Annotated in this window: 14 protein-coding genes and 1 tRNA gene; 7 read left to right on the top strand and 8 right to left on the bottom strand. The window is 70.4% G+C overall.

Annotated elements, in window-relative coordinates; translation table 11 throughout:
• Together HMPREF2863_RS05470 and HMPREF2863_RS05475 are read left to right on the top strand one after the other, a co-directional pair.
• Positions 1-451, top strand: a 451-nt coding sequence (locus HMPREF2863_RS05470) for a C40 family peptidase (RefSeq protein ID WP_141756369.1), incomplete at its 5' end; no start/stop codon positions are given.
• Between the two features lie 195 nt (positions 452-646).
• Positions 647-2,521: an ABC transporter ATP-binding protein gene (locus tag HMPREF2863_RS05475; protein WP_070638662.1), complete on the top strand. Its 1,875-nt coding sequence runs from the start codon at positions 647-649 to the stop codon at positions 2,519-2,521.
• Positions 2,522-2,614: 93 nt separating this feature from the next.
• On the opposite strand, the gene HMPREF2863_RS05480 is transcribed toward HMPREF2863_RS05475, so the two are convergent.
• Together HMPREF2863_RS05480 and HMPREF2863_RS05485 are read right to left on the bottom strand one after the other, a co-directional pair.
• Positions 2,615-2,688: transfer RNA gene (locus HMPREF2863_RS05480), tRNA-Arg, on the bottom strand.
• Between the two features lie 33 nt (positions 2,689-2,721).
• Positions 2,722-3,351 carry a hypothetical protein gene (locus HMPREF2863_RS05485; RefSeq protein WP_070638879.1) on the bottom strand — a complete coding sequence of 210 codons (630 nt, stop codon included), beginning with the start codon at positions 3,349-3,351 and terminating at the stop codon, positions 2,722-2,724.
• A 157-nt stretch (positions 3,352-3,508) separates the two neighbouring features.
• Between HMPREF2863_RS05485 and pcrA the strand changes: the two genes are divergently transcribed.
• The 3 genes from pcrA (at position 3,509) to sucD (ending at position 8,507) form a co-directional block, all read left to right on the top strand.
• A complete protein-coding gene (gene pcrA, locus HMPREF2863_RS05490; RefSeq protein ID WP_070638664.1) occupies positions 3,509-6,196 on the top strand; it encodes a DNA helicase PcrA in 2,688 nt (895 codons plus the stop codon).
• A 190-nt stretch (positions 6,197-6,386) separates the two neighbouring features.
• Positions 6,387-7,556: an ADP-forming succinate--CoA ligase subunit beta gene (gene sucC, locus HMPREF2863_RS05495; RefSeq protein WP_067190441.1), complete on the top strand. Its 1,170-nt coding sequence runs from the start codon at positions 6,387-6,389 to the stop codon at positions 7,554-7,556.
• Between the two features lie 30 nt (positions 7,557-7,586).
• A complete protein-coding gene (sucD, locus tag HMPREF2863_RS05500; protein WP_070638665.1) occupies positions 7,587-8,507 on the top strand; it encodes a succinate--CoA ligase subunit alpha in 921 nt (306 codons plus the stop codon).
• A 119-nt stretch (positions 8,508-8,626) separates the two neighbouring features.
• On the opposite strand, the gene HMPREF2863_RS05505 is transcribed toward sucD, so the two are convergent.
• The 3 genes from HMPREF2863_RS05505 to HMPREF2863_RS05515 are packed head-to-tail and all read right to left on the bottom strand — an operon-like array spanning position 8,627 to position 10,629.
• Positions 8,627-9,235: a response regulator transcription factor gene (locus HMPREF2863_RS05505; protein WP_227718725.1), complete on the bottom strand. Its 609-nt coding sequence runs from the start codon at positions 9,233-9,235 to the stop codon at positions 8,627-8,629.
• Positions 9,232-10,341, bottom strand: a complete 1,110-nt coding sequence (locus tag HMPREF2863_RS05510; protein ID WP_070638669.1) for a sensor histidine kinase — start codon at positions 10,339-10,341, stop codon at positions 9,232-9,234. The genes HMPREF2863_RS05505 and HMPREF2863_RS05510 overlap by 4 nt, the downstream gene beginning before the upstream one ends.
• A 39-nt stretch (positions 10,342-10,380) precedes the next feature.
• Positions 10,381-10,629, bottom strand: a complete 249-nt coding sequence (locus HMPREF2863_RS05515) for a hypothetical protein (protein WP_067190449.1) — start codon at positions 10,627-10,629, stop codon at positions 10,381-10,383.
• 220 nt (positions 10,630-10,849) lie between these two features.
• Between HMPREF2863_RS05515 and HMPREF2863_RS05520 the strand changes: the two genes are divergently transcribed.
• Both HMPREF2863_RS05520 and HMPREF2863_RS05525 read left to right on the top strand, forming a co-directional pair.
• Positions 10,850-11,779: an ABC transporter ATP-binding protein gene (locus tag HMPREF2863_RS05520; protein WP_070638671.1), complete on the top strand. Its 930-nt coding sequence runs from the start codon at positions 10,850-10,852 to the stop codon at positions 11,777-11,779.
• Between the two features lie 46 nt (positions 11,780-11,825).
• A complete protein-coding gene (locus tag HMPREF2863_RS05525) occupies positions 11,826-12,533 on the top strand; it encodes an ABC transporter permease (protein WP_070638673.1) in 708 nt (235 codons plus the stop codon).
• Positions 12,534-12,811: 278 nt separating this feature from the next.
• On the opposite strand, the gene HMPREF2863_RS05530 is transcribed toward HMPREF2863_RS05525, so the two are convergent.
• The 3 genes from HMPREF2863_RS05530 to HMPREF2863_RS05540 all read right to left on the bottom strand — a co-directional run bounded on the left by HMPREF2863_RS05530 (position 12,812) and on the right by HMPREF2863_RS05540 (position 17,042).
• A complete protein-coding gene (locus tag HMPREF2863_RS05530; RefSeq protein WP_067190455.1) occupies positions 12,812-13,963 on the bottom strand; it encodes a VIT1/CCC1 transporter family protein in 1,152 nt (383 codons plus the stop codon).
• A gap of 299 nt (positions 13,964-14,262) precedes the next feature.
• Positions 14,263-15,627: an aspartate aminotransferase family protein gene (locus HMPREF2863_RS05535; RefSeq protein ID WP_070638675.1), complete on the bottom strand. Its 1,365-nt coding sequence runs from the start codon at positions 15,625-15,627 to the stop codon at positions 14,263-14,265.
• A gap of 221 nt (positions 15,628-15,848) precedes the next feature.
• Positions 15,849-17,042, bottom strand: a complete 1,194-nt coding sequence (locus tag HMPREF2863_RS05540) for an alcohol dehydrogenase catalytic domain-containing protein (protein WP_070638677.1) — start codon at positions 17,040-17,042, stop codon at positions 15,849-15,851.
• Positions 17,043-17,114: the final 72 nt, after the last annotated feature.

Here is a 17,114-nt window from a genome sequence, read left to right on the forward strand (position 1 = left end):
TGAGGCCGCTGAGCGTGCCGAGGCCGAGCGCCAGGCCCGTGAGGCCCGTGAGCAGCAGCCCGACCCGACTCCGGCCACGGACCCGGCCCCGTCTTCGGGCAAGAACCTCTCGGGTGCCGTCGAGGCCGCCTACTCCGGCATCGGCGGTCGCTACGTCTACGGCGGCAAGGTTCCAGGCGGTTGGGACTGCTCCGGCTTCGCTGCGTGGGCCTACGCCCAGGCCGGCATGTCCATCCCGTCGCAGACCTCGGCCATCCGCGCCTCGGCCAACACCGCTCCGACCTCCAACCCGCAGCCGGGTGACCTGGTCTTCCAGCGCGGCGGCGGCCACGTGGGCATCTACGTCGGCGACGGCATGATGATCTCCGCGCTGAACCCGTCCCGCGGCACCTTGCTGCACCCGGTGTCCTGGATGCCGGTCTCGGGCTACTACACCTACGTCGGCCCGTGATCGGCGGCGCCCGCGGCTCGGTCCTCGGCTGACTTCGCTGCGCCCGCAGCGGAACGAGGGCATGCTCACAGCTGAAAACGCCACGAAGGCGCGCATTCCCGCCGAATGCGCGCCTTCGTCGTCCCTACGATGGGACGGCCTGCGGCGTCGGCCGCGCGCCCCCGGGGCAGGCACGAGGAGAGGAGCGGTGGTCGGATGAGCATGGAGCGAGCCGCGCGGATGTCGATGATGCGGATGTCCCACGGGGGAGCGCCGCAGCAGACCAGCCTCAAGCCGGGCACGGTCAGAAGAACCCTGGGGTTCGCCGCGCAGTACAAGGGCAAGCTTGTGCTCTTCCTGCTGCTCTCCGTGGTCTCGGCCGTCCTCGGCGTGGCCTCGCCGGTGCTCGCCGGTGACGTGGTCAACGCCATCACCGGGGACGGGAACGCGGACCTCGTGGTCCGGCTGGCCCTGCTGATCGCCGCCGTGGCGCTCGCAGACGCCGCTCTGTCCATCGTGACCCGCTGGCTGTCCTCGGGATTGGGGGAGCAGGTCATCTTCGACCTGCGCACCCGGGTGTTCGAGCACGTTCAGCGGATGCCGGTGGCGTTCTTCCAGCGCACCCGCACCGGCGCCCTGGTCTCCCGTCTGAACAACGACGTGATCGGCGCCCAGTCCGCCATCTCCCGCACGCTCTCCGGCGTGGTGGCGAACGTGGTCTCCCTGGCCCTGACGCTCGCGGTGATGTTCTCCACCTCGTGGCAGATCACCGTCCTGGCGCTGATCCTGCTGCCGCTGTTCATGGTCCCGGCCCGCCGGGTCGGTGCGAAGCTGGCGGACCTCACGCGGGAGCGCGCCGGCCACAACGCCGCCATGGGTGACCAGATGACCGAGCGGTTCTCCGCTCCCGGGGCGACCCTGATCAAGCTCTGGGGCGACCCGAAGGCCGAGGCCGAGGAGTTCGGCCGCCGTGCCGGCCGGGTCCGGGACACCGGCGTCACCATCTCCGTGCGCCAGTCCGTGTTCACCACGCTGCTGACCCTGGTCTCCGCGCTCGCCCTGGCCGTGGTCTACGGCGTGGGCGGCCTGCAGGCGATCGCCGGCACCTTGGACGCCGGAGACGTGGTCACCATGGCCCTGCTGCTCACCCGCCTCTACGCGCCGCTGACCTCCCTGGCCTCGGCCCGTGTGGAGATCATGACCGCGCTGGTGTCCTTCGAGCGCGTCTTCGAGGTCCTGGACCTGCAGCCGCTCATCCGCCAGAAGAACGTGACCACCCCGCTCCCGGACGGACCGCTGGGCCTGCGCCTGGACGGCGTGCGCTTCGCCTATCCGTCCGCCCAGGACGTCTCCCTCGCCTCGCTCGAGGAGGTCGCGGTCCTGGACACCCGTGGCGGCCAGGAGGTCCTGCACGGCCTGGACGTGGACGTCCCCGCGGGCTCCACGGTGGCGCTGGTGGGCTCCTCAGGTGCCGGCAAGTCCACCATCGCCTCGCTCGTCACCCGCCTCTACGACGTCTCCGCGGGCACGGTGACGGTCGGCGGAGTGGACGTGCGGGACCTGTCCTTCACGGACCTGCAGAAGGCGGTCGGCATGGTGACCCAGGACGGGCACCTGTTCCATGACACCGTCCGCGCGAACCTCACCCTGGCCCGCCCGGACGCCACGGACGAGGAGGTCTGGGACGCCGTGGAGCGGGCCCGACTGCGTCCGGTGGTCCAGGCCCTGCCGGACGGCCTGGACACCGTGGTGGGCGAGCGCGGCTACCGGCTCTCCGGCGGCGAACGTCAGCGCATGACCATCGCCCGGCTGCTGCTGGCCTCCCCGCGCGTGGTCGTTCTGGACGAGGCCACCGCCGCCCTGGACTCCACCAACGAGAAGGCCATCCAGGACGCCCTCGCCGAGGCCCTGGCCGGGCGCACCGCCATGGTGATCGCCCACCGCCTCTCCACCGTGCGGGACGCGGACCAGATCCTCGTGGTGGAGGACGGCCGGATCGTCGAGCGCGGCACCCACACCGAGCTTCTCGCAACCTCCGGGCGCTACGCCGAGCTCTACCGCACCCAGTTCGCCCCGGGCGCGGACGGCTGAGCCGGCCCCACGGCCGGGAGAGCAGACACGAGAAGGCGGGCGGCCGTCGTCGGGAACCAGATCCCGGACGAACGGCCGCCCGCCTTCGTACAGTGCCCCAGACAGGATTCGAACCTGCGACCTGCCCTTTAGGAGAGGGCCGCTCTATCCAGCTGAGCTACTGGGGCCTGCGGCGCCCTCACGGGCACCGACAGACAAGTCTAGCGGCGTGCGCGGCCCCTGCCACCGAACACCAGCAGGACCACCGTGATCAGGACGATCAGCGCCAGCAGGATCCAGCGGGTCACGGTGAGGGAGGAGGCGAGTCCGGTGCCGTCGCCGCCGGCGTGCAGAGCCGCCTCGATCGCGATGTTCTCCCAGATGTCCACCGCTGCGAACACGGCGCCGAGGCCGACCATCGCCCACTTCGGGCCGGCCGGGCGCAGACGCCAGGCGGCGACGGCGATCAGGGTGAGCGCCACGGCGATCGGGAAGATCACGCCCGCGGTCTTGTGCACCCAGTTCAGCTGCCCGAGCGCGGCGTCGTCCATGACGGCGGCCAGCGCGGCCACGTCCGCGGCCGAGTAGCCGAAGAACCGGTTGTCCGGCATCGTCAGGCCGTCGGCGAGCTGCGCCATCTGGACGAGCGCGAGCAGGTGGTAGTAGCCGGCCATGAACAGCGTGGTGCCGATCAGGGCGATCACGGGCATCGCGGGGCTGCCTTCGCGCTCGCCGGCTTCGGCGAGGTCCCTGCGCGGGGACAGGTCGCGCAGGCTGACGCGTTCCGGGGCCTCGGCGGGCGTGGCGGGACGGCCGCCGTGGGCGGACGGGGACTTCTTCTTCTGGGACACGGACACCTCCGGTGGTCCAGTATCCCAGGTCGTCGGCGGCTTCCCGACGACGGCCGCGCACCTTTGGTGCGTCGCGGTGCCCGGGAACCGGCGGCTTCCCGACGGCGGCCGCGCTCCCCGGTAGCCCGTCCGGGCCCGGAACTAGACTGGATCCGCCATGGATGACCTCTTCGCCGCCCTCGGCCGTGCCGCCCGCCCTGACCGCCGTTCCGGATCCTCGGATCCGCAGACCGCCCTGCCCGGACTCGTGCCGACGTCCGTCACCTCCCGGCAGGCCGATCCGGAGGCGGGCTTCGACCCGGAGGCCGGTGCCGGCCGTCGCGGGGGAGCGCCCGCAACAGGCGGGCAGGCAGGCGGAGCCGTGGCGCCGCCGTCGCCGGAGTCGCTGGTGGAGGGGCTGAACCCGCAGCAGGCCGCCGCGGTGCAGCACACCGGCTCGCCGCTGCTGATCGTGGCCGGCGCGGGCTCGGGCAAGACGCGCGTGCTGACGCATCGCATCGCCTGGCTGCTGGCCATAGGCCATGCCCGCCCCCACGAGGTCCTGGCCATCACCTTCACCAACAAGGCCGCCGCGGAGATGCGCGAGCGCATCACCGGGCTGATCGGCCCCATGGCGCAGCGCATGTGGATCTCCACGTTCCACTCCTCGGCCGTCCGCATCCTGCGCAACGAGGCCTCGGCGATCGGGCTGAAGTCCACGTTCACCATCTACGACTCCGCGGACTCGCTGCGCCTGGTCACCCAGATCGCCAAGGCGCAGGACCTGGATCCGAAGCGGTTCCACCCCAAGGGCATCCTGAACAAGATCAGCTCGCTGAAGAACGAGCTGACCGAGGCGGACGACTACGCGGCCACCGTGGCCCAGAACGACCCGTGGGGCCAGGCCGTCTCCGCGGTCTACACGGACTACACCGCACGCCTGCGCCAGGCGAACGCCCTGGACTTCGACGACCTCATCGGCATGACCGTGCACATGTTCGAGGCGTTCCCGGCGATCCTGGACAACTACCGCCGCCGGTTCCGCCACGTGCTCGTGGACGAGTACCAGGACACCAACCACGCCCAGTACCGGCTGATCCGCCTGCTCGCCGGCCCGGCGGGCGTCCCGGACGGGGTGCAGACCCCGGGCGGCGAGCTGACCGTGGTGGGCGACTCGGACCAGTCGATCTACGCCTTCCGCGGCGCGGACATCCGCAACATCGTGGAGTTCGAGGAGGACTTCGCCGACGCGGCCACCATCAAGCTGGAGCAGAACTACCGCTCCACGCAGACCATCCTGGACGCCGCCAACGCGGTGATCTCGAACAACGCGGACCGCCGCCCCAAGTCCCTGTGGACGGCCGAGGGGGCGGGCGAGAAGATCGTCGGCTACACCGCGGAGAACGAGTCCGCGGAGGCCGAGTGGATCGCCTCGCAGATCGACCGGCTCCAGGACGAGCACGGCGTCCGCCCCAAGGACGTCGCCGTCTTCTACCGCACCAACGCCCAGTCCCGGTCGCTCGAGGAGCGTCTGGTCACCCGCGGCATACCGTACCGCGTCATCGGCGGCACGCGGTTCTACGACCGCAAGGAGATCAAGGACGCCCTGGCCTACCTGCGTGCGCTCGTGAACCCGGACGACGACATCAACGTCCGCCGCATCCTCAACGAGCCCAAGCGCGGCATCGGAGACCGCGCGGAGGGCGCCGTCGCCGCCTGGGCGGACCGCAACCGCATCCCGTTCTTCGCCGCCCTGCGGGACGCGGAGAACGCCCCCGGCATGGCGACCCGCTCGCTCAAGGCCGTCAGGGCCTTCGTGCAGATGATGGACGACCTCGCCCAGGTCGCGGAGACCTCGGACCCGGCCACCGTGCTCGAGGCCGTTCTGGAGCGGTCCGGCATGCTCGCCGCGCTGCGCGAGTCCGAGGACCTGCAGGACGAGTCCCGCGCGGACAACCTCGGCGAGCTCGTGGCCGTGGTGCGCTCCTTCTCCGCCTCGAACCCGGAGGGCACCCTCTCCGACTTCCTCGAGCAGGTCGCCCTCGTGGCGGACGCGGACCAGCTGCCGGCCGCACCGGACGTGGAGGGTGAGGCGCTCGCCGAGCAGCAGGGCCAGGTCACCCTGATGACCCTGCACACCGCCAAGGGCCTCGAGTTCCCGGTGGTGTTCCTGACCGGCATGGAGCACGGCGTCTTCCCGCACTCGCGCTCCATGACGGATGAGAAGGAGATGGCCGAGGAGCGCCGCCTGGCCTATGTGGGCCTGACCCGCGCCCGCGAGCGCCTGCACGTGACCCGTGCCGAGGTCCGCTCGCTGTGGGGCCAGCACCAGTACAACCCTCCGAGCCAGTTCCTCGCCGAGATCCCCGAGGCCCTCATCGACTGGGAGCGTGAGGGCGCCGTCCGTCCCGGCGGCGCGCAGTTCGGCTCCATCACCTCGCTGGCAGGAGCCGGCACCTCCCGGTACGCCCAGCGCTTCGGCGGGTCCGGGGCCACCGGTTCCGGGCGCGGCTCGTCCGGCCGCGCCTCCTCGTACGGATCCGGCGTCTACGGCTCCGGCACCCGGAGGAACGACGACGGCCCCGCGCCGCGTGTGCGGCAGCGCCTCACCCGCGGAGACGAAGCGAAGGACCTCACGGTGCCGACGGGCGTCGTCCGCGGCCAGGCGCCGAGGCGCGTCAGCCCGCAGCGCGAGGTCGTGAAGCTGGTTCCCGGGGACCGGGTGCGGCACGCGACGTTCGGCGAGGGGTCGGTCGTCGGCGTCTCCGGCGAGGGGGACAAGACGGTGGCCACCGTGACCTTCGCGGAGACCGGCGCGCAGAAGCGCCTGCTGCTCCGGTACGCGCCGCTGGAGAAGGTCGACTGACCAGCGGCCGGGAGGCGGACCCTGGCCCGTGATGGCGGGGCTGGTTCTCGGTTAGAGTGGGTTCGGAACGGTTGCCCGCCGGCCGTCGCCGTCCTCGTGCGGGACGGGGCCGGCGGGGTACGTTCGCCCGGGCGGGCACGCCTGTGCCGCGCCGGGCCCACTGTCTTCGACGTAGAAGGACTCCGTAACCGTGGACCTGTACGAGTACCAGGCGCGCGATCTGTTCGAGAAGCACGGTGTCCCCGTGCTCGCCGGCATCGTGGCGCAGACCCCGGAAGAGGCCAAGGCGGCCGCTGAGAAGATCGGCGGCGTGACCGTCGTCAAGGCGCAGGTGAAGGTCGGTGGCCGCGGCAAGGCCGGCGGCGTGAAGGTCGCCAAGACCGCCGACGAGGCCTACGAGCACGCCAAGGCCATCCTGGGCATGGACATCAAGGGCCACACCGTCCACCAGGTCATGATCGCCCAGGGCGCCGACATCGCCGAGGAGTACTACTTCTCCGTGCTGCTGGACCGCGCCAACCGCACCTACCTGGCCATGTGCTCGGTCGAGGGCGGCATGGAGATCGAGCAGCTGGCGGAGGAGCGCCCCGAGGCCCTCGCCAAGGTGCCCGTCTCCGCCCTGACCGGCATCGACGCCGAGACCGCGCAGAAGATCGTGGACGAGGCCGGCTTCCCGGAGGAGCTGAAGTCCGAGGTCGCCGCCGTCATCCAGAAGCTGTGGGGCGTGTTCGACAAGGAGGACGCCACCCTCGTCGAGGTGAACCCGCTGGTGAAGACCGGCGACGGCAAGATCCTCGCCCTGGACGGCAAGGTGTCCCTGGACGACAACGCCGGCTTCCGCCAGGAGGGCCACGCCGCCCTCGTGGACGAGCGCACCGAGGACCCGCTCGAGGCCAAGGCCAAGGAGAACGACCTCAACTACGTGAAGCTCGACGGCCAGGTCGGCGTGATCGGCAACGGCGCGGGCCTCGTGATGTCCACCCTGGACGTCGTCGCCTACGCCGGGGAGAACCACGGCGGCGTGAAGCCGGCCAACTTCCTGGACATCGGCGGCGGCGCGAACGCCGAGGTCATGGCCAACGGCCTCGACGTCATCCTCGGCGACGAGCAGGTCAAGTCCGTGTTCGTGAACGTCTTCGGCGGCATCACCTCCTGCGACGCCGTCGCCAACGGCATCGTGAAGGCCCTGGAGATCCTGGGCGACACCGCCACCAAGCCGCTGGTCGTGCGCCTGGACGGCAACAACGTGGAGGAGGGCCGCCGCATCCTCGATGAGGCGAACCACCCGCTCGTGACCCTGGCCGCCACCATGGACGAGGGCGCCGACAAGGCCGCCGAGCTCGCCCACGCCGCCAACTGAGCTTCTCGGAAAGACTGAGGTAAGACTGACATGTCCATCTACCTGAACAAGGACTCCAAGGTCATCGTCCAGGGCATCACCGGCGGTGAGGGCACCAAGCACACCCGCCTGATGCTCAAGGCCGGCACCAACATCGTGGGCGGCGTGAACGCCCGCAAGGCCGGCACCACCGTGTCCCACGAGGACAAGGACGGCAACGCCGTCGAGCTTCCGGTCTTCGGCTCCGTCACGGAGGCCATGGAGAAGACCGGCGCCGACGTGTCCGTGGCCTTCGTGCCGCCGGCCTTCGCCAAGGACGCCGCCATCGAGGCCATCGAGGCCGAGATCCCGCTGCTGGTGGTCATCACCGAGGGCATCCCGGTGCAGGACTCCGCCGAGTTCTTCGCCCTGTCCCAGTCCAAGACCGGTGAGGACGGCAAGCCGAAGACCCGCATCATCGGCCCGAACTGCCCCGGCATCATCACCCCGGGCGAGGCCCTGGCCGGCATCACCCCGGCCACCATCACCGGCTCCGGCCCGATCGGTCTGGTCTCCAAGTCGGGCACCCTGACCTACCAGATGATGTTCGAGCTGAACGACTTCGGCTTCTCCACCGCCATCGGCATCGGCGGCGACCCGGTCATCGGCACCACCCACATCGACGCCCTCGAGGCGTTCGAGGCCGATCCGGACACCAAGGCCATCGTGATGATCGGCGAGATCGGCGGCGACGCCGAGGAGCGTGCCGCCGAGTTCATCAAGGCCAACGTGACCAAGCCGGTGGTCGGCTACGTCGCCGGCTTCACCGCCCCGGAGGGCAAGACCATGGGCCACGCCGGCGCCATCGTCTCCGGTTCCTCGGGCACCGCCCAGGCCAAGAAGGAGGCTCTGGAGGCCGCGGGCGTGAAGGTCGGCAAGACCCCGTCCGAGACCGCCGAGCTCATGCGTGAGATCATGAAGGGCCTGGCCTGACCCAGACCCTCGGCCGCCGGGCCTGACGGCGCGGCGAGTCAGCGAACGGCCCCCTCACCCGTCAGGGTGAGGGGGCCGTCGTCGTGGTGTGGTCCTGTGCGGTGGCGGCAGAGGCGGAGTCAGAGCCACTCGCGGCGGCGGGCGAACCGCGCCGCGTCATGGCGAGTGGAGGTCTGGGTCTTCTGCATGGCGCTGGAGAGGTAGTTGCGGACCGTGCCCTCCGCGAGGTGCAGCTGTTGGGCGATCCTGGCCACGGAGTACCCCTCGCTCGTGGCGCGCAGGGCGTCGAGCTCCCGGTCGGTGAGGGGACAGTCGTCCGAGATCGCCCGGGCCGTGGTGTCCGGATCGATCCATCGCTGCCCGCTGTGCACCTTGCGGATCGCGTCGGCGATCTCCTCCGGCTCCGCCGACTTGGTGACGAACCCGGCGACCCCGGCCTTCAGGGCCCGTCGGAGCACCCCGGGACGGGCGTGGCGGGTGAGCATCACCACCGGGAGATCGGGGTGGGTCTGGCGGAGCGCCTCGACGGCGGCGATGCCGTCCAGCCCGGGCATCTCCATGTCCGTCACCAGCATGTCGGGATCGATGCGGCGCACCGCCTCGACCGCCTCATCGCCGTCGGCTGCCACCTCCTCGACGCGGATGCCGCCCTCCATCTCCAGCAGAGTGGCCAGTGCTGTGCGCAGGAGCTTCTCGTCGTCCGCCAGAACGATCCTGATCTCGTTCACGTCGCCTCCTCCTCGTCCGCGTCCCATCGTGCCTCGAGGGTGAACCGTCCGTCGTCACAGGAGACGTCCAGGCGGCCTCCGACTCCCGCGAGGCGGGACCGGAGGTTGGCCAGCCCTCCCGTGTGGTCCTCGGCGGGGACACCGATCACACCGTCATTGGAGATCACCACGTGCCCGGGGGCGAGGCTGATCTCGACCCGACGGGCGTCGGAGTGACGCAGGATGTTGGTGGTCGCTTCCCGGATCACGACGCCGGCCACGTGCTCGAACTCTTTGCGTCGCGGGCCGCCGGCGTCGTCGGCGGTGACGGTGATGCCTGCAGCTTTGAGCAGCGCGACGGAGTTCGCGAGCTCACCGCGCAGGGTCAAGTCGTGCCCGTCCTGTGCCAGCGCCTTGGTCTCGGCCATGGTCCGGCGCAGGGTCTGCTGGGCCTCGTCGAGTTCCCGCCGGGCCGCGTCGGGGTCCGTGGACAGCAGCCGCTGGGCGACGGCGATCTTGAGCTTCACCACGTGCAGCGCATGGCCTTGGATGTCATGGAGGTCCTGGGAGAAGCGCAGCCGCTCGGCATCGACAGAGGCCGCCCGCTCCTGCTCCGCACGCTCGTCCTGCAGGCGCATGAGATCGAAGGAGGCCCGGGAGTCGGGGATGGTCACGCACGCGACGCCCGTCAGCAGGACGCCCATGCCGAGATAGACCCACAGGGCCTGGGGGTCGGTGACGACCACGAGCACGCCGGCTGCTGCCCCGATGGTGAGCACCAGCAGGGTCACGACGGCCCTGGCCTGTCGGCTCCACATGACCTCGAGCGCACCGGGGAGGGCGAAGGCCAGTGCGCCGAGGGGAGTCAGCTCCCAGAGGGCGCTGAGAGCCCAGGTGAGGGTGCCCAGCGTGAGCACCGCCCAGCGAATCGGGGCGGCGACCTGCCGGTGCCACTGGGACAGCAGCCAGAGGCCGGCGATGAGGCCGGGTGCCAGCACGAGAGGAGGCCACGGCTCCACGGCCGACGTCAGGAGGGTGACGATGGCAGCGACGCCGAAGACTGCGAGCAGGACGAAGCTCGTCCTGCTGCGCAGTCTTCGCGTCTCCGATGTGTGCTCGGAGGTCATCGGCACTCCTGTTCAGTCAGTGCGTGGATCGGGTGCTCCTCAGGTGGCCGCCTGCCCCTGTCGCTCGACGGCCTTGTTGCTGGCCGAGAACGCCACAGCGGTCGCGACGACGGAGACGACCATGCCGACGATCAGCCAGGTGGCGTCGGCGGTGCCCCGTGCCGGGATCCAGGAGGTGATCTCAGAGGGCAGGATCTCAGGGATGGGCAGGTAGTGCAGCGTCAACATGATGCCGAATGCGGTGGCACAGAGGAGCAGGATGAATGCGATGGTCCGGATGGTCTTCATGGGAGCCTCCCGTGTCCAGGTCGATGGCTTGTACTCTTCTTCTCTCCGGTGGCCCCGATCCGCCGGGGGTGCCGCGGGACCGGAACGACATCCACCCTTCCGTCAGCGGTCCACCCTGCACCAGTGACGCAGCGTCACGCTTGCGCACCAACTCTGTCATGCCGCGCAGTGACGTGACCTCACTGCCGGGCAGGCAGTGCCCGTTGGTTGTGTGAGGGTCATGCAGAACACCACGCTTCGAACCACACCCGCCGCCCCCACTGCCGACGGCGTCCGTTCAGAGACGGTCGTCGAGATGAAGGACCTTCGCGTCGACTACGGAGACTTCACCGCTGTCGACGGGGTCGACCTGGAGATCCGGCGCGGCGAGTTCCTTGGTCTGCTCGGCACCAACGGCGCCGGCAAGACCACGACCATCGAGGTGATGGAGGGACACCGGGCCCCGACCGCCGGCTCCGTCCGTGTCTTCGGGCAGGACCCGAGCAACCGGTCCCTCCGCAGCCGAGTTGGGATCATGCTCCAGGAGAGCGGATTCGCCCCGGATCTGACCGTGCGCGAGACCCTCGCGCTGATCGGTCGTCTGACCCGGCGGGACGACGACGTCGACCGTGTCCTGGACCTCGTGGACCTCCGCCGGCGTCGGGACACCCGGACCGGGCAGCTCTCCGGCGGTGAGAAGCGCCGCCTCGACTTCGCCACGGCGATCTTCGGCTCACCGGAGCTGATCTTCCTCGACGAGCCCACCACGGGGTTGGACATCGAGGCACGCGACGCCCTCTGGCACGTCGTAGACCGGCTGCGTGACGAGGGCGCGACGATCCTGCTCACCACTCACTACCTCGAGGAGGCCCAGGAGAGGGCTGACCGCATCGCGCTCATGCACAGCGGTCGCATCCATCGGCAGGGGACGGTCGCCGAGCTCACCTCGGCCTCCCCCTCGACCATCAGCTTCCGGCTGAGCCGTGAGCTCACCGTCCCGTTCGAGGACGCGACGATCGCGCCCGGCGGCGGGGTCACCATCCCCACCACGAACCTCCAGGAAGATCTGTACCGCCTCCTGGTGTGGTCCCGCTCCCGCGATGTGGAGCTCGAGGGCCTGAACGTCGGAGCCAAGGGACTCGAATCCCTCTTCCGCGCCCTGAACGCCTGATCTCACGTCCTCACGACCGACTCGACCACCACAAGAGGAGCCCGCAATGTTCGCCATCGCCCGCAGCGAGATGACACAGCTCGTCCGCAACCGCCTTGTCGCCGCCTCGTCGTTGTTCATCCCCCTCGCTTTCAGCGCGGTCCTGATCTTCAACCGCGAGAACTTCGGGGGTACCCCGGTGACGGCAGCTCTGATCCTGGTCACCGTGACCGCCATGGGCACTTACATCACGGCGACCACCACTCTGGCCTCCCGTCGCCAGAACCTGTTCCTGAAGCGTCTGAGGTCCACCGCGGCGAAGGACGCCTCCATCCTGAGCGGTCTCGTGCTGCCGGTCGCACTCGTGAATGTGATCCAGGCCGGCGTCATCGTCGCGGTTCTGTCTGCCGTGGGCACCCCTCCGGTGGGGGTCGCGGCCGTCGTGGCCGCCGTCGTCGTCCTGGAGTTGATGTTCGTGGGCGCAGCCATCGCGACGGCGGGTCTCACCAACTCCCCGGACCACGCGCAGGTGACCACGCTGCCCCTGTTCGTGGTCGTCCTCGGCGCGGCCATGTGGGTCGGTCTGACGGGCACGGAGGAGCTCACCGCGGTCAAGCGCCTGCTCCCCGGCGGCGCCGTGACCGAGCTCATCATCGAGGGATGGAGCGGCATGGCCCTGCATGAGACCGTCAGCCTGCTGCTGCCGAGCCTCGCCTTCGTCGTTGCGGCCTTCGCCGCGGCGAAGAGCACCTTCCGGTGGGAGCCGCGGGCCTGACGCCCACATGGCCGCTCCCTCCGCTCCCGGAATCCTCTCGACTCAGCGGCCCGCTCCTCGAACATGTCCGGTGCGCGGCCAGGGTTGAAGCGGGCCGCGAAGCGCAGAGTGAGGGCAGGACACGGTGCGAAGCGCGCAGAGTGAGGGCAAGACACGGTGTTGAGATTGAAAAACGTGACCGTGTTGTATCCCCAAAGCGCGGGGTCTTGTCCCCAAAGCGCGGGGTCTTGTCTCCAAAACGCCAGGGCCTCAGGCCCAAGAGCCAGGAGGACGGGTGCTCAGCCCACCTGCGCGCCGAAGAGCAGGCCCAGCACGTAGGTGACGCCGGCGGCGCCGAAACCGATGGCGAGCTGACGCAGCGCGCGGGCCATCGGGGAGGAGCCGGAGAGCACACCCACCACGCCGCCGGTGAACAGCAGAGCGCCGCCCACCAGCACCAGCGCGAGCACGAGGGCGGTCATACCGGCCAAGCCGAACAGGTACGGGAGGATCGGGATGAGCGCGCCCACGGCGAAGAAGCAGAAGGACGAACCGGCGGCGGTCCAGGCCGAGCCGATCTCCGCGTAGTCGTCGGAATGGTCCACCGGGCCCTTCGAGCCGTCCGGGCGGGCGGAGTACTTCGGGTTGCAGTCGCAGTTCAGGTAGCCGAGGCGCTCGAGGGCGCGGTGCTTGGCGTCCTCCTCGGACATCCCGCGGGCGAGGTAGACGAGTTCGAGCTCGTTGGCGTCGATGTCCAGGTACTCGGCGGCCTCCAGGGTCACGTGGGTGGGAGAGGATGCCTCCAGCAGTTCGCGCTGGGAGCGGACGGACACGAATTCCCCGGCCGCCATGGACAGGGCACCGGCCAGCAGGCCGGCCACACCGGTGAACAGCACCACGGAGGGTGCCACACCGGTGGCCCCGATGCCCATCACCAGGGCCAGGTTGGACACGAGGCCGTCATTGGCGCCGAACACGGCGGCACGGAAGGAGCCGGCCAGCTGCTCACGGCCCCGGGCGGCAAGGCCGCGCACGACCTCCTCGTGGATCGCCTCGTCCGCGGCCATGCCCTCCGGCACGTCCGAGTCCTTGGCGTAGGGGCTGTCCGACTCGGCGCGCTGGGCCAGGGCCAGCACGAACACGGAGCCGAAGATGCGGGCGAGCCACCGCAGCAGCAGACGGTGGAAGGAGGGCCGCGGCGGGTTCTCCGCGTGCTTCCCGAGCAGGGTGCGCCAGTGCTGTTCGTGGCGCTTCTCCGCCTCCGCCAGGCCGAGCAGGATCTCGCGCTCCACGCCGTGGCGGCGGGCGGCGATGTCCCGGTAGATCTGGCCTTCGGCGATCTCGTCCGCGAGGTAGCGGCGCCAGCGGCGGATCTGCTGGGGCGTGGGGGCCGCCGAAGCCGCGGCAGCGGTGGCGTCGGCGGAGTCCGGGCCGTCGGTGGACGTGGACATGCAGTCTCTCCTGGGGAGTCGCGGTGGGGCGCCGGGACCCGGCGCACGCGGTGCCTGTGGCGCGGTCTGTCCAGGCCGCGGGCACCGGTCCATCCTAGACCCGCGCCCTGCGTGCCCGACCTGCGTGCCCGCCCGGCGTGCGCGTACCTGGCTTGCGTGTCCTGGCCCGCCCGGCGTGCCCCTGCCGGAAGCCGGCCCAGGGCACCCCGCGCGCCCGTGCCCGGCAACCAGCGCCGCACCCGTTCCGTAAGCCAGCACCGGGCGCTCGTCCTGTCAGCCAGCGCCGGGCACCCGTCCTGTCAGCCGATCGCCTCGTCCGCCACACGGAGCGCCTCGTCCAGCACGTCCAGGCCGGTGTGCAGGTCCTCGTCGGACATGTTCAGCGGCGGGGCCAGGTGGATGCGGTTGAAGTTGGCGAACGGCAGCACGCCGCCGGCCTTCAGGGCGCCGACCACCCTGTTCATCTCCTCCGAGGACCCGCCGTAGGGTGCCAGCGGCTCCTTGGTCTGCCGGTCCTTCACCAGCTCCACGGCCCAGAAGGCTCCGAGGCCGCGGACGTCGCCCACGGACGGGTGCTTCTCCTTGATCTCGGCCAGGCGCGGGGCGAAGACCTCCTCACCCATCCGCTTCGCGTTCTCCACCATGCCCTCCTCGCGCATGGCGCCGATGGTGGCCACGGCGGCGGCGCAGGCCAGCGGGTGGCCGGAGTAGGTGAGTCCGCCGGGGTAGACGCGCTCGCCGAAGGTCGTGCGGATCGCCTCGGAGACGATGACGCCGCCGAGCGGGACGTAGCCGGAGTTGACGCCCTTGGCGAAGGTGATCAGGTCCGGGTCCAGGTCCCAGTGGTCCAGGGCGAACCAGGCGCCGGTGCGGCCGAAGCCGACCATGACCTCGTCCGCGATGAACATGATTCCGTGGCGCCGGCACAGCTCCCGGGCGCCGCGGAGGTATCCGGCCGGCGGGACGTAGACGCCGGCCGAGCCCGGCACGGTCTCCAGGATCAGCGCGGCGATGGTGTCCGGGCCCTCCAGCAGGATGGTGTGCTCCAGGTGCTCCAGCGCGCGTTCGGCCTCTTCCTCCTCGGTCTCGGCGTGGAAGTAGGAGCGGTACGGGTAGGAGGGCAGGAAGTGGACGGCGCCCTCGGTGGCGAGGTCGTTGGACCAGCGGCGTGGGTCCCCGGTGACGTTCACGGCCAGGTTCGTGCCGCCGTGGTAGCTGCGGTAGGCCGAGAGGACCTTGTGGCGGCCGGTGTGCAGGCGGGCCATGCGGATGGCGTGCTCGTTGGCGTCCGCACCGGCGTTGGTGAAGAACACGTGCTCCATGCCCTCCGGGGCCAGCTCGGCGACGAGCCGTGCGGCCTCGGATCGGGCGTCGTTCACGTGGGCCGGGGCGATGGTGCAGATCTTCGCGGCCTGCTCCTGGATCGCCTTCACCACGGCGGGGTGCTGGTGCCCGATGTTCGTGTTGACCATCTGCGAGGAGAAATCGAGCAGGCGGTGCCCCTCGCCGTCCCAGACGGCTGAGCCCTCGGCGGCCACCACGGTCATGGGGTTCAGCCTGTCCTGGGCGGACCAGGAGTGGAACACGTGAGCGCGGTCCAGTTCGGCGGCGCGGCGGCCGGCGGCCTTCAGCTCCTCGGTGACGGGTCCGGTGGTCGGTGACATGGGTCCTCCTGCATGCGGGGGCGATGCACTCACGAGTATGACCCTGGTCACGTCCGCCCGGACAGAGGTGACCGTTCCTCCGACAGGGGAGGGGCCGTCGTCGGGAAGGAGGACGCTTCCCGACGACGGCCCCTCGCCTCACGGACGGAGCCTCACCGGCCGCCGGGCACGCTGCTGCACGCAACCTGATCTGCAGACGGCGGCGGCTCGTGCCTGCGCGCTCAGCGGGCGATCATGCCGTGGGGGTCGATGATGAACTTCTCCACGGAGCCCTGGTCGAACTCCGCATAGGCCTGGGGCGCCTCGTCCAGGGTGATCACGCGGGGGTTGACCAACTCCGTCAGGTACGGCATCCGGTCCCACAGGATGGACATCATCAGCTGGCGGTTGTAGCGCATGATGGGCGCCTGGCCGCCGATGATGTGGGGCGACTTGATCCAGGCCTTGCCGAAGTCCACCGGGAAGGTGCCCTCCTGCTCGGCCTTCGTCTCTGCGAGCGGGTCCGGCCCGTAGATGCCGATGATGCCCGTGGCACCGCCCGGACGGGTGATGTCCAGGACCTGGTTCACGGCGGCGATCGGCTGCATCTCATCTGACGCGGAGCCCAGGCCGTGGGCCTCGGAGCCGACGCAGTCCACCGCGCAGTCCACCATCGGCTCGCCGAGGATGTCGTTCACGGCGTCCTGCAGGTTCTCCGTGGCGGAGAGGTCGATGGTCTCGCAGCCGTGCTTGCGCACCAGCTCCAGCCGGGAGGCGTCCTGGTCGCCCACGATGATGCACGAGGCGCCCAGCAGCCGAGCGGCGGCCGCGGCGCACCGGCCCACGGGGCCGGCACCGGCGATGTAGACGGTGGAGCCGGGCTTGGCGCCGGCCTCCATGAGACCGTGGAACGCCGTGGGGAGGATGTCCGAGAGCACGGCCAGATCCAGGATCTTCTCCATCGCCTGCTCCTGGTCCGGGAAGCGCAGCAGCTGGAAGTCGGCATACGGCACGAACAGGTACTCGGCCTGTCCGCCCTGGAAGTCGCCCAGATTGAAGCCGTAGGCGGCGCAGGCCTGGTCCGGGTTGGCGGTCTCACACACCTCGGTGCGGCCGGCGCGGCAGTTGCGGCAGCGGCCGCAGGCCACGTTGAACGGCACGGAGACGAGGTCGCCCTCCTTCAGGAACTGGACGTCGCTGCCGACCTCCAGCACCTGGCCGGTCATCTCGTGACCCAGCACCATGCCCTCGGGCACGGGGAAGGACCCGCGGTAGATGTGCAGGTCGCTGCCGCAGATGTTGGTGGCGACGATCTTGAGGATGACGCCGTGCGGGGCGGCGGAGCCGTCAGGCATCTGCAGGGTGGGGAAGTCCAGCTCGTCGACGCGCACGTCCTTGATGCCGTGGAATGCCACGGCGCGATTCTTGGTCGTCATGGGAACTGCTGCCTTTCTGTGTACAGCGGGGCCCCGGCGGGGCGAGGGACGGGGCGAACCCGACGGGGAGTC

This window comes from Micrococcus sp. HMSC067E09 (assembly GCF_001812555.1).
Classification (GTDB): domain Bacteria; phylum Actinomycetota; class Actinomycetes; order Actinomycetales; family Micrococcaceae; genus Micrococcus; species Micrococcus lylae.